Raw genomic sequence first — 12898 nt, 5'->3', positions numbered from 1 at the left:
GCGCTCTACCAAAACTCAATGCAGCCAATGTGATTAAGCTGACCTTGCTACATCCACTCCAGTCTATACCCGTCCGCAGTTGGATCTTTGAAGACGAGCAGGTCGTCCGGATCGGGCGTTCGACCGAAAACCACGTCGTTCTTTTTAGCGCTGTGGTTTCTCGTCGCCACATCGAATTGCGGCGCAGCGGCATAACTTGGGAACTGATCAATTTAGGTACCAACGGCACTTACCTCGATGGTAAGCCGATCGCTAAGGTTCCCATTGTGGACGGTCTGATCGTTCACTTGGCTCGCTCTGGGCCGAAAATTCAAATCAACGTAGGCCCGAATCAGTCCTCAGTCCAGTTAGGACAAATTAGCGTCAAGCCTAGGGAGGCTAAGGAAATTCACGCTCCCTCGGGCGGCGTGCACATTAGCACGATTCCTGTTCCCGACCACAAAGAAGTTGGGAATTCCAGGGAAGAGGAGGAGTTAACCCAGGCAGATAATAATCGCCATTATTCGGAAGAAGAATATTAAATCGGCTTCTTTGGACGATCGACATTTTTCAAAGGCGGCACTCAGGAGTTTATTTATGAGTACATCACCACAAATTGTTAGGCGCAGCGAACTGCAGGGCCGCCGCACCATCGACCGCAGAACGGCGGAAGAGGTCGGCAGGGTAGATCGGGTTTGGCTCGATGCTCACTCCCAGCGGGCGATCGGCTTTACTTGCAAGTCGGGCCTTTTGGGTAGCAAAAAAACTTGGTTCGCTTGGGCACAAGTTGATACGGTGGGGGAAAATGTTTTTGTCACCATTAACCCGGAACTGCCGGAATTGCATCAGCCGGAACAAGCTGTTTGTCCGATCGGGCTTGAGGTGCTCACGGACGCTGGGAATCAGGCAGGTGCAGTGGTTGACTACCTTTTTGATATCCGCACGGGTTCAGTCACCCACTACCTATTTAAATCAAGCGGCTGGCGCGGTGTTTTAGACGACATTTACTTGTTACCTGTGGCAGCTATTTCGACCATTGGCAGCAAGCGGGCGATCGTCTCTGAAGCTGCTGTATCAGAGCCAGTGCAGTACGCGGAGGGACTGCACAAAAAAGTCGGTCTGGTAGCAGAGTTTTTACACGAAGATTTCGACAGAACTCTCAAAAATGTGGCCGGTGTGAAGCGGGGCGCTCAAAGTCTGGCGGAAAAATTCCAAGATAAAGCTCTCGAAGTCAGGGATGTAGCTCAAGAAAAAGTTGCAGAGTTGAAACGGCAAAGGCAAGAATCTGTCCAGCCAGAGCCGAAACCGGAGCCGCCTGACTCAGATTTGAGCTGAAGTTTGGTCTTCCCGCTCGCTGGGGGACTAATTGCCGATCGCATTTTCGGGCGGCGCGCGCGAGGAAGGTCGATCGGTATTTTCGCTATGAGAAATTGATGCGTTGTCGCTTAAAATTCCAGTGCTGCTCAAAGCATTGTATTTTAAAGGTATCGCATCAATAAGGAAAATGTTAGCAACTCAAAATGACCTATGCTGTTTGATACAATCAACAAGTATTTTATCTAGAGACCCCAGGATTAATAATTGGTTAACTTTTTTCTTTATAAACAGCGAGTCCTTGAGCAGTGACTGTCGCCTGATCGAGAAGTCGAATCAGCGGTGCAACCAGCGCGGGTCTGAGTTAAAGTCTCTGGTTCATCAGCGGGAAAAGGATTATTTAGCCGATCGAATTGAGCGGCTCACCCATCGGCAGAATCGCTCCCTCACAGACCACATTAATCACGCGGTTAAAACCGCCGTCCATCACTGGGAAGTTCACCCGACTAATCACATCGTGTTTGGTTGTTACCGAGGACAGCAAAAATTGGCGCCTGCGCCAAAAGCTCACCCTCAAAAGTTGCTTCAAATGCCTCAAGCAGCCAAAAGTTCGACTTTTACTGCCGATAGAGGGAATAGGGGCGCACTGACGACGCCTTTAAAAAGCAAATTTTTTGCAGTTTTCTCCCAAAAAATCTCTCTGGAAGTATCCCCGTTTCAGTCTGGCGGTGGAGTGTCAAAACATCAGTGATTACCTTAACTCTTTTACATCCTATCCAGTCTGTCCCAGTTCAAAGTTGGTGTTTTGAATCAGAACCGGTGGTTCGGATCGGTCGATCGAACGACAATGATGTAATTATTTACAGCGCTGTAGTTTCCCGCCACCACGTAGAGCTGTGGAATCACGCTAATGGCTGGGAAATTATTAATTTTGGTGCTAACGGCACTTATGTAGATGATAGACCGATCGCTCAGGTGTCCGTTGTGGACGGTATGACAATTCGCTTGGGCAATTCCGGGCCAAAAATCAGGATTCGGGTGGCCGCCACGAATCAACCGGGCAAAATCATTAAGCCACCGCAGCGCGAACTCCGCCAAAAGGACGAAGTTTCAAAAAACAGGTCAACAGCTTGGCCTGGGGGCGTGGGAATCCTCGAAGACGATGAACTTGGGGGGCTGACTCAAATCGATCTTGACTGACCGGCCGCTATCTATCTATCCCTGCTGGCTAGTTCCCACAAAGTGACCGATGCCCAATTCGAGCGTCTAACTAATATTGGGGTAAGTGGCCTGATTTGTGCCTAAATATCCCTATACATTAATTAACAGGTTATCTAGTAGGATGTCAGCCTTCTAAAGATAAGATTGGGGGGAGATCGATCGATATTAGCTCACTTTCGCTGTTTGCCCAGCGGCGGTAATCTAAGAGCAACTGGTGCATCAACCGCTGTTTGACGCTCAGCAGTACGCTCTTGAGCAAAGCATTCCCCGTTGCTTCTAAAATGGGTTTGGGCGTCAGCCAAAACGGCGGCGGTAATTCTACTTGCACTTCCAAATCCGCTTTTCCTTTCAAGTATGCTACCCCGCTGCTTTGGTGTACACAAAGCTTTCCTTTGAGATTGAGAGCAAAGCGATCGTTGATATAACCCACGCCGAGAATTTCGCAGGCGACGGACTGCAAATTGATTGTGCCATCCGACTGGGCCCACACCCTCATGTCTACTGTGGGTTGAATGCTCAGCATCATAAATTGTAACGGTCGCATTTTTAGGCGGAAACAGTCATCGCTTAGCTGTTGTGTGCGACTTTGATCAACGAGGGCGTTCACCAGTCGCCTCGGCTGGCGCAGATAATGTTGAATGGGAACCCGTTCCTCTGGTACGGCGATCTCAACGGATTGGGAAGAATTAAAGCGGGTATACATGAGAAAATATCAAAATATAGGATTCCTAAGCATATCTTAATAAAGTATCACCTTTTTTAAGGTGACATACGTAGCGCACTAAGTCGCGCGCCCAGCAATGTCATCCGAGAAATCACTGATTAAAGCTTTCTGGACATCGCTAATTTTTCATCATACTTCCTAGCTGATGAGAGTAAAGCAAACATTTGTAACCTAAAATTGCCTCTACATGAAAATTTCGTTAGCGCAGCCCTCGAAGAGGATCGCACATCTCGGCCCTGTTGGTACAAATGCAGAAACAGCGGCTCTAGCTTATCTCAATTGGTTGAGCCTGGAAACTAACTTGGAATGCACCCTGTGTCCTTATTCCACCATTTCCCAAGCGCTAGAGGCATCTGCCGTAGGGCAGGTTGACTATTCAGTTGTGCCCGTCGAAAATTCGATCGAAGGCAGCGTGACTGTCACCTTAGATACACTCTGGCGACTCGATCAACTCCGCATTCAACACGCCTTAGTTTTGCCAATTTCCCACGCCTTAGTGTCTAATGCCAAAAATTTTAACGAGATTCAAAAAGTTTACTCTCACCCGCAAGCGCTAGCTCAGTGTCAGGTATGGTTGGGGCAGTTTATTCCCTCAGCTCAATTAATTCCGGCGAACTCTACCACGGAAGCATTGCAATATCTGGAAGATAGAAATGTAGCAGCGATATCTTCGCCAAGAGCGGCTGAACTTTACAATTTGCCAGTGTTAGCTCACCCCATTAATGATTATCCCGATAATTACACTCGCTTTTGGGTACTCAGCAGGAGTGGTGGAGAAATCGCCAACGTAGAACCAGGGGAACACTCATCCCTTAAATCCAGCACAACATCTGCTGCTAAGTTGATCCTCGATACTTCACCGTCTAATTGCACCCATACCTCACTAGCTTTTAGCGTACCGGCCAATATGCCGGGAGCACTGGTAAAACCTTTGGAAGTATTTGCCAGTCGCGGTATTAATTTAAGTCGGATTGAATCTAGACCGACTAAAAGATCACTCGGAGAATATATTTTCTTTATGGACGTTGAGGCTAACGCCTGCCAAGCATTTGTTCGAGCGGCACTCGAAGAATTAAAAAATCACACAGAAACTTTAAAAATCTTTGGTTGCTACAATTTACTGTCAGTAGTATAATTTTCTTTTATGTAGTATACTTTTTAAGTCAACCTTAGGAGGCTGGTGAGATGAATGCTGATGAACTTCTCAAGCGATACGCCGCCGGAGAAAGAAATTTTCATGAAACAAACTTGAAAGAGGCTTCTTTGCGAGAAGCTTTCCTAATTCATATTAATCTAGCCTGCGCGAATCTCAAAGAAATAAATTTTGCTTTGGCCAACCTAATGGGGGCAAACTTAATAGGTAGCAATCTCAAGAATGCTTGCCTGGTGATGACCAAACTCAATGGGGCAAACCTGAGCCGAGCCGATCTAAGTTTCGCCAGATTAACAGGAGCTGACCTGATTGAAGCAAAACTGAAAAACGCCAACTTGAGCGACACCAAAATGATCGGTGTTGATTTGAGCGGAGCTTTCTTGTACGCCGCCAACCTAATGGAAGCAAACCTCATAGATGCTTGCTTGGACAATACAAACCTCGAAGAAGCCAATCTAAGCGAGGCTAAACTGCGGGGAGCAAGTCTAAAAAAAGCCAACTTGAGAAACGCTTTTTTGTGTGAAAGTAACCTTGAGGGCGCCGATTTGAGAGGAGCTGACTTGAGGGGTGCTAATTTGAGCGGGGCATTTTTGTGCGGTGCTAATCTTGAGGGAGCTCAGCTAGATAAGGCAATTTTAAGTGGGGCTATACATTTTTGCGTCAGACAAGTTTGAAATCACGCAATAATATATAACCGGAGAATCCGACAACTAAGGACTAAAAAATATACTATTGACTTGGCTGAAAGTGAAGTCTATTTGCTGCTGTACCTTAGCAAAATGAAGCTGCATTTTGAGGATCTCTTTCTTAGAATTAGCTTGAGCAATCTTACTTTCCAAAGCCAGCAAGTTGCGGTTGAGGTTTTCTACTCGCAAAGTTTGGTAGTCTAAGTCAATTTTTAGTTCTGCCGCCTGATCAAATTGAACCTGCTTGCGAACCACGGCGAGGCGAACTGAATTCTCATCCTGTGTCTGAAGAGCTAGCAAAGCTCGCTGCTGCCACTGGTTGGCTTGAGATTCAGCTTGATTGTACAGCCACTGAATCCGCAGTTGGGCGGAAATCGCAATGCCAACAGCCTGACGCAGTTCTTTGAGAGGTTCCTGAATTTCTAAGATTAATAGTTCCCAAAGATTCATCAGTTCGCTGGTAAATTCTTCGCGTTCTACAGAGGCTACCAGTGCTTCTAATAGCAACAAATTTGGTTGCATCTGCTGCGTAACTGTCTCAAATATTAACTGTGCTTCGGACATTTGCCGATCGTAATTTTTTTCTGAGACTGCACCGGATGAGTGCTTTAATATTTTTTCCGTGCTGTCTAACTCAGCTTCTGAATCTGAACTTGAAGCTACAAAGGCTTGTAACTTTTCGCGGGCGATCAAATTAAGCCTTTGTCGAAGCAAATCGGAGGCCGCCCGCTGCACTGGCCCTGTTTCGCTTTGACAAATCTTGATGACTATTTTTAAGCCAGCATCGCCGTAATTCAGTGTCTCTCTCAGGGCGGCAATTCGATGTTCGTTGACAGAACTAGACAGCCGATGTTTAACTCCTGCTAGTCCGCCAAGCACTACACCGCCCACAGGAGGGGGCAGTTGACCGCCTCTAACTGCATCGTATGGTTTCGGTTGGTCGTGATTTTCTAACACAAGCATTTACTGCTATAAGGAACCTATCCGAACCTGTTTGAAGTTAAGAATTGAACAGATACCAGTTCGCAAAAATAATGGAACTGTAAGCGCGCGATCCAAACCCTTAGTTCATCAGTCAATCGAAAATCAAAAATCGAATGATTTGTGTGTAATTCTTTCTGCAATGGAGGTCAAACAGATCGTACTTTTTGCCTGCCCCATTGACTATTTGAGCGTATCTTTCAGTACAGTCCTCGCTGCCAAGTGATTGCGAGTAGAAGTCAAAATTTCGGTTTCGCGTTCCAATCTCGCAGCAGTATCTTGCAATTCTAAAAGAGTTTGCTGTTCTGTCGCGGCGCCGTAAAGGTAGCTGGCTACCCAGTAGGACAATTCTGTAGGCAAACTGGGAATGTCTTCGGGCAGGTCGATCGGCTGATCCATCAATTTACTGGAGAGGCGAACTACATCTCTCAGCAGTTGTTCGACATCTTTTCCCAAAGGTCTGAGGTCTTGTTGTGGCGGTGCGTCTTCGATCCATTCTACTAGACCGACTAAATACGGTTTTTCCCGAACGGCGTCGAGGACTCGGAACCGCTGCTGGCCGAGAGTCATAATTTTCATGCGATCGTCGGGGAGGCGCTGACAGTGAATCACTTCGGCGCAACAGCCAACGGCAGAGACTTTGTTTTGGTTGGGGTCCCACATGAGTACACCGAAACGCCGATCGCCCTCCAGAATCGTATTCATCATGATTCGATAGCGAAACTCGAAGATTTGCAGCGGGAGTGGCCTACCTGGAAATAGAACCACTTCCGGCAACGGAAATAAGGGGAGTTCGCGAACTGCTACAGAGGAAGAGGATGCCATTGTCGCTCAAAAGTGACGGTACTTGCGCTTATTTTTCTTACTTTAACTGATTAAAGGCAATTCGGGGGCAGGAGCGATCGGGCTTTTTCGGTGGCAACGGGAGCGACGGCTCGCTATCTCTGGTGCTGACAGCTTGACCAAGGCGTTATTTCGTCAAAATGTTAAATATACCTTTTTGCTAAACTAAGTGAGTCCGAAGGCGATGATAGCGACTGCTAAAGGAGCGTTTTTGTAGTGAGCGCCCCTTAATTAACAATAATTATTTAAATTCGTGTCGGAGCAGAAATTATTGGTGATTATTAACTAATAACTAATACCTAATAACTAATGACTAGGAAAATTTCAACAAAAAGAAGGAACAATTTATTTAATCTTTGTTCCTTCTTTCCGAGTTTTCGATAAGTCAATCTACAGCTTGACTTCGATATCTACGCCGGCTGGCAAATCCAGTTTCATCAAAGCGTCAATTGTTTTGGCCGATGGCTGGTGAATGTCGATAATGCGGCGGTGCGTGCGGGTTTCAAAGTGTTCGCGAGAATCTTTGTCTACGTGGGGCGATCGCAGCAAGCAGTAAATCCGCCGCTTTGTCGGTAGGGGAATCGGGCCGATCGCTGTGGCTGCTGTCCGATTTGCTGTATCTACAATCTTTTCGCAGGATGCGTCTAGAATTCGGCGATCGAAAGCTTTGAGGCGAATGCGAATTTTTTGCTGTTGAATTGTTGCCATTTTTGTTTCTTGAATTTTCGAGGTTCAGTTTATTTTTAGTCATTAGTCATTAGTCATCAGTCATTTGTTATTTGTTATTTGTTATTGAACATTTAACCCATAACTACTAACAACTGGCCACTAACCTATAACTACTCACTACTCACTAAATAGCAGAAAAGCCTATTGACATTTGGCGGCTTTTCTGCTATTTAAGCTGTTATGCGAGTCCTACTTGAGGATTTTGGAAACAACGCCGGCGCCGACGGTGCGGCCGCCTTCGCGGATAGCGAAGCGCATTCCTTGTTCGATCGCGATCGGGTGAATCAACTCAACAGTCATTTTGATCCGGTCACCGGGCATCACCATTTCTGCTTCAGTACCGTCATCAGCCGTGAATTGTGCGATCGTGCCGGTCACGTCAGTGGTACGGACGTAGAATTGAGGGCGATAGCCAGAGAAAAAGGGCGTGTGCCGGCCGCCTTCTTCCTTCTTGAGGATGTACACTTCAGATTCAAACTGAGTGTGAGGCAGGATGCTTTTCGGCTTGGCAATCACCATTCCGCGTTCAATATCCGCCTTTAAAATCCCCCGCAGCAGTAGACCAACGTTGTCGCCGGCCAAACCTTCTTCAAGAGACTTGGTGAACATTTCCACACCAGTCACTGTAGTGCTGCGAGTGTCCTTAAGACCCACCAATTCGACTGTTTCGCCGACTTTGATGGTTCCGCGCTCAATCCGACCAGTGGCGACCGTACCCCGACCAGTAATCGAGAATACGTCTTCAACTGCCATCAAGAAAGGCTTGTCAACTTCGCGTTCTGGGGTGGGGATGTAAGCATCTACTTCTTCCATCAGCTTGTAGATTTTGTCAACCCACTCATTTTCGCCCTTGACAGTCTTGGGATTAGCAAGCATCGCTTCGAGAGCTTTCAATCCCGAACCTGTGACGATAGGAATGTCATCGCCCGGAAAATCGTAAGAGCTCAAAAGTTCGCGAACTTCCAGTTCTACCAATTCCAACAGTTCAGCATCATCCACCATGTCTTCTTTGTTCAAGAAGACAACCAAGCTGGGAACGCCAACTTGCTTAGCTAGCAGGATGTGTTCGCGAGTTTGAGGCATGGGGCCGTCTGCCGCTGACACTACTAGGATGCCGCCGTCCATTTGAGCTGCACCGGTGATCATGTTTTTCACATAGTCAGCGTGTCCGGGGCAATCTACGTGGGCATAGTGCCGACCTGTGGTTTCGTATTCCACGTGAGCAGTATTAATCGTAATACCCCGTGCTTTTTCTTCAGGCGCAGCGTCGATGTCGGCGTAGTTTTTAGCCTTTGCTTGACCTAGTGCAGAGAGAGTCATCGTAATCGCGGCGGTCAAAGTTGTTTTGCCGTGGTCAACGTGACCGATCGTGCCGATGTTTACGTGGGGTTTATTCCGTTCAAATTTTGCGCGTGCCATTCTCGATTTGTTCCTTGTTTCTTTTAGCGATTTTAGATTTTAACATTTTAGATTTTAGACTTTGGATTCAATCCAAAATCCAAAATCTAAAATCTAAAATCATTAGTTCCCTTTGTTCTTAGCGATAATGGCTTCAGCCACGTTTCGCGGCACTTCTTCGTAATGGCTGAATTCCATTGTGAAGATGCCTCGACCTTGGGTTTTCGAGCGGATGTCGGTGGCGTAACCAAACATTTCTGCTAGTGGAACTTTTACAGAAACTTTGGCTATCCCCTGATCCGTCTCTTGACCTTCGATCTGACCCCGACGCGAGTTGAGGTCTCCGATGACGTTCCCGATGTAATCTTCGGGAACTTCCACCTCTACTTTCATCATAGGCTCTAGCAGCACTGGCGACGCCTTCATCACGGCTTCTTTGATCGCCATTGAACCGGCGATCTTAAATGCCATTTCTGAGGAGTCTACGTCGTGGAAAGACCCGTCTACCATAGTAGCTTTGAGGTCAATCACGGGATATCCTGCTACAATACCTGATTCGCACGCTTCTTTCATCCCTTGTTCTGCTGGGCCGATGTACTCTTTGGGTACAGTGCCACCAACAATTTTGGAGACAAATTCAAAGCCACTTCCGACTTCGGTGGGTTCTAGTTCGATCACGACGTGACCGTACTGACCTTTACCCCCGCTTTGGCGGATAAATTTACCTTCGGCGCGGACGGATTTGCGAATGGTTTCACGGTAGGCTACTTGTGGCTGACCCACGTTGGCTTCTACTTTGAATTCCCGCAGCATCCTGTCTACCAGGATTTCCAGGTGCAGTTCGCCCATGCCGGCGATGACTGTCTGGTTGGTCTCTGGGTCAACGTTGACTCGGAAGGTGGGGTCTTCTTCCGAGAGCGACTGGAGGGCTTTGGAGAGCTTCTCCATGTCTTGTTTGGTTTTGGGTTCGACAGCCACCGAGATAACTGGCTCTGGAATAAACAGAGATTCCAGAATCACTGGCGCTCCTTCTTCGCAGAGGGTGTCGCCGGTGAAGGTGTCTTTCAAACCCAAGGCTGCTCCCAAGTCTCCGGCTCGGAGTTCCTCAACTTCTATCCGATCGTCCGCTTTGAGGACAATTAAGCGAGAAACCCGCTCTTTTTTGTCTTTGGTGGAGTTCAGGACGTAGGTACCTTTTTTGAGGATACCGGAGTAGACGCGAACAAAGGTCAGGCGACCGTAGGGGTCAGCCATGATTTTGAAGGCCAGGGCTGACAGCGGGGCGTTGTCGTCGGCAAACCGCTCTGCTGTGTCGCCGTTGGGTAGGAGTCCTTGAATTGGAGGAACTTCCAAGGGCGACGGCAGATAGTCGATGACTGCATCCAACAACAACTGAACGCCTTTGTTTTTGAATGCCGAACCACACAACATGGGGACGATCGTACCTTCGACAGTGCCGTGACGCAGGGCCAAGCGGATTTCGTCTTCCGTTAACTCTTCGCCTTCGAGGTATTTCTCCGTGAGGGCGTCGTTGGTTTCTGCTACCGACTCGATCAGCTTGGTGCGGTATTCTACGGCTAGATCCTTTACTTCATCGGGGATTTCTACTTCCTCGATGTCGGTTCCCGTGTCGTTATTGTAGATATAGGCTTTCATTTGCACTAAGTCTACAATTCCCCTGAAGTTTTCTTCACTGCCGATCGGGATTTGGATGGGTACGGCGTTCGCTCTCATGCGATCGCGAATTTGACCGTAGACTTTGTAGAAGTTTGCCCCCATCCGATCCATTTTATTGACGAACACGATCCTCGGTACTTTGTACCGATCAGCCTGTCGCCAAACTGTTTCGGATTGCGGCTGCACTCCCCCTACCGAGCAGAACACTGCGATCACTCCGTCGAGCACTCGCATCGAGCGTTCGACTTCGATCGTGAAGTCTACGTGTCCGGGAGTGTCGATGATGTTGATTTTGTAATCTTTCCAACTGGTGGTGATAGCAGCGGCAGTAATCGTAATTCCCCGCTCCCGCTCTTGCTCCATCCAGTCAGTGACTGCTGTTCCCTCGTGCACTTCACCCATTTTGTGAACCATGCCTGAATAGAACAGAATTCTTTCAGTTGTTGTTGTTTTGCCCGCGTCTATGTGGGCTGCGATGCCGATGTTGCGAGTTTTTTCTAGCGGGACGGTACGTGCCACAGCTACCTCCTTAATCTTGTGTTGCTGTTATAATACTATTATACTACACAGTAACCCTATTTTGCACTCCCCAGTAACTTACAAAAGTCTCTGGAGTTTATTGTTACATTTTAATATTTTTTGCAAGATTTGTTTACAAAAATATTAAGGATGCGACATGGAGGATTCAGAGAGTGCGTGAATTTTGAGTGCGTGAATTTTGATTTTGGGAGTCTTGAGTTTGCTTCACCAATCGCAACTGCGCCAAGAGAAGCAATCTCAACACTCAAAACTTACACTTTCCAATTTCTCACCCGATGCTTTTATACCGCACGATCGCGCTCTTCTCCATGCCCGTTGTTGCAGTTAGTAGCGGTAGTGAGCAAAAGCCTTGTTAGCTTCAGCCATGCGGTGAGTTTCTTCGCGCTTGCGAATAGCACTCCCTGTTTCGTTAGCTGCATCCATCAGTTCGTTGGCTAGCTTGGCTGCCATCGATCGGCCGGTGCGGGCGCGGGCAAATCTGATCAGCCAGCGGAGGGCGAGTGTTGTACCGCGATCGGAACGCACTTCCATTGGCACTTGGTAGGTGGCGCCACCTACCCGGCGGGCTTTGACTTCGACTAGGGGTGTCGCGTTTTTGACTGCTTTTTCAAACAAGTCTAACGGTTCAGCCCCTGTGCGTTCTTGGATGGTTTTGAGGGCGTCGTAGACGATGCTGGAGGCAACGGATTTTTTGCCGTGCTGCATGATCCGTCTCACCATCATGCTTACCAACCGGCTGTTGTAGGTTGGATCTGGTGGAACTGGACGTTTTTGAATAACTGTGCGGCGAGACATAGTTCTATTTGGGATTTTTGATTTTGAATGATTGAGTTTGGGGTTTTGGGATCACATCTCGATTGATGACGATCGAGCGTGCAATTGAGCGGCGCGATCGGATTTATTTTTGCTTCCCAACCCCGACGATCGGGCGAGTTCCGTGTTATTTTTTCTCTTTAGGACGCTTGGCCCCGTATTTGGAACGACCCTGCTTGCGGTCTTTCACCCCAGCGGTGTCTAATGTACCGCGAATGATGTGGTATCTAACTCCGGGCAAATCTTTTACACGACCGCCCCGGATCATTACTACCGAGTGTTCTTGCAAGTTGTGACCGATCCCAGGGATGTAGGCGGTGACTTCAAAACCAGAGGTCAGCCGTACCCGAGCCACCTTCCGCAGCGCCGAGTTGGGTTTTTTCGGGGTGGTCGTGTACACTCTGGTGCAAACTCCGCGGCGCTGGGGGCAACTCTTGAGAGCTGGCGATTTGGTTTTTTTCTGCGTTTGTTCCCGTGCTGAACGGATGAGTTGCTGAATAGTGGGCATGAGTTACGGCATTTCTAGCTTTTTGCTGAATATAGTGATTTGGCTGTATCCGCACTGAAAGTCCCTTCCCCTCTGGGGGGACGGGATGAATGAAAATAATTATGGGTAAGTGAGGATACCAGACTCTGTATTGTACACGACGCGTGTTTCTTTGGCAAGAAATTTGCGCGACCACCGCTCCAACTTGCTTCCTTACTGCAAGTTGTCCGGGGGCGAGCGCAACGGGAGAATGGTATGTGACATCCTATAATTTAGGCGCAACTATGATGATTTTCACAGCCGTCAGCAAAATTTATGAGATCGCAATATCGCGCTTTTTCGCTCAAATTACC

Annotated in this window: 14 protein-coding genes; 6 read left to right on the top strand and 8 right to left on the bottom strand. The window is 47.9% G+C overall.

The features are described 5' to 3' along the window. The first annotated feature begins 44 nt into the window (after positions 1-44). From QUA90_RS02390 to QUA90_RS02375, 4 genes are all read left to right on the top strand, one after another. Positions 45-521, top strand: coding sequence for an FHA domain-containing protein (locus tag QUA90_RS02390; protein ID WP_445251691.1), 477 nt, complete (start codon positions 45-47; stop codon positions 519-521). A 55-nt stretch (positions 522-576) separates the two neighbouring features. Next, the gene (locus QUA90_RS02385) at positions 577-1314 is read left to right on the top strand and encodes a PRC-barrel domain-containing protein (protein ID WP_333327811.1); all 738 of its coding nucleotides are present in this window, start codon (positions 577-579) and stop codon (positions 1312-1314) included. A 280-nt stretch (positions 1315-1594) separates the two neighbouring features. Continuing rightward, entirely contained in the window at positions 1595-2044 is a 450-nt protein-coding gene (locus QUA90_RS02380; protein WP_333327809.1) for a hypothetical protein, read from the top strand. After that, positions 2041-2493, top strand: a complete 453-nt coding sequence (locus tag QUA90_RS02375) for an FHA domain-containing protein (protein WP_333081247.1) — start codon at positions 2041-2043, stop codon at positions 2491-2493. Before QUA90_RS02380 ends, QUA90_RS02375 begins: the two co-directional genes overlap by 4 nt. A gap of 145 nt (positions 2494-2638) precedes the next feature. Here the strand turns inward: QUA90_RS02375 and QUA90_RS02370 are convergent, their stop codons facing one another. Continuing rightward, positions 2639-3217, bottom strand: coding sequence for a DUF1997 domain-containing protein (locus QUA90_RS02370; protein ID WP_333327806.1), 579 nt, complete (start codon positions 3215-3217; stop codon positions 2639-2641). A 208-nt stretch (positions 3218-3425) separates the two neighbouring features. Here QUA90_RS02370 and pheA point away from each other — a divergent pair, with 208 nt between their 5' ends. Together pheA and QUA90_RS02360 are read left to right on the top strand one after the other, a co-directional pair. Next, entirely contained in the window at positions 3426-4373 is a 948-nt protein-coding gene (pheA, locus tag QUA90_RS02365; protein WP_333327802.1) for a prephenate dehydratase, read from the top strand. Positions 4374-4423: 50 nt separating this feature from the next. Further along, on the top strand, positions 4424-5065 hold the full coding sequence (locus QUA90_RS02360) for a pentapeptide repeat-containing protein (protein WP_333388842.1): 642 nt from the start codon (positions 4424-4426) through the stop codon (positions 5063-5065). A gap of 36 nt (positions 5066-5101) precedes the next feature. On the opposite strand, the gene QUA90_RS02355 is transcribed toward QUA90_RS02360, so the two are convergent. The 7 genes from QUA90_RS02355 to rpsL form a co-directional block, all read right to left on the bottom strand. After that, on the bottom strand, positions 5102-6040 hold the full coding sequence (locus QUA90_RS02355; RefSeq protein ID WP_333443696.1) for a PspA/IM30 family protein: 939 nt from the start codon (positions 6038-6040) through the stop codon (positions 5102-5104). A 201-nt stretch (positions 6041-6241) separates the two neighbouring features. After that, positions 6242-6883, bottom strand: coding sequence for an LON peptidase substrate-binding domain-containing protein (locus tag QUA90_RS02350; RefSeq protein WP_015174045.1), 642 nt, complete (start codon positions 6881-6883; stop codon positions 6242-6244). Positions 6884-7291: 408 nt separating this feature from the next. Beyond that, the gene (gene rpsJ / locus QUA90_RS02345) at positions 7292-7609 is read right to left on the bottom strand and encodes a 30S ribosomal protein S10 (protein WP_006632193.1); all 318 of its coding nucleotides are present in this window, start codon (positions 7607-7609) and stop codon (positions 7292-7294) included. 210 nt (positions 7610-7819) lie between these two features. Beyond that, positions 7820-9049: an elongation factor Tu gene (tuf, locus tag QUA90_RS02340; protein WP_242724596.1), complete on the bottom strand. Its 1230-nt coding sequence runs from the start codon at positions 9047-9049 to the stop codon at positions 7820-7822. Between the two features lie 102 nt (positions 9050-9151). Beyond that, positions 9152-11224: an elongation factor G gene (fusA, locus tag QUA90_RS02335; RefSeq protein WP_333160978.1), complete on the bottom strand. Its 2073-nt coding sequence runs from the start codon at positions 11222-11224 to the stop codon at positions 9152-9154. 345 nt (positions 11225-11569) lie between these two features. Beyond that, on the bottom strand, positions 11570-12040 hold the full coding sequence (gene rpsG / locus QUA90_RS02330; protein WP_006632196.1) for a 30S ribosomal protein S7: 471 nt from the start codon (positions 12038-12040) through the stop codon (positions 11570-11572). Positions 12041-12185: 145 nt separating this feature from the next. Continuing rightward, a complete protein-coding gene (gene rpsL, locus QUA90_RS02325) occupies positions 12186-12566 on the bottom strand; it encodes a 30S ribosomal protein S12 (RefSeq protein ID WP_006632197.1) in 381 nt (126 codons plus the stop codon). Positions 12567-12898 lie beyond the last annotated feature (332 nt).

The organism is Microcoleus sp. D3_18_C4, assembly GCF_036702355.1.
Taxonomy (GTDB): Bacteria; Cyanobacteriota; Cyanobacteriia; order Cyanobacteriales; family Microcoleaceae; genus Microcoleus.
This window is presented reverse-complemented; position numbering and strand designations above follow the sequence as displayed.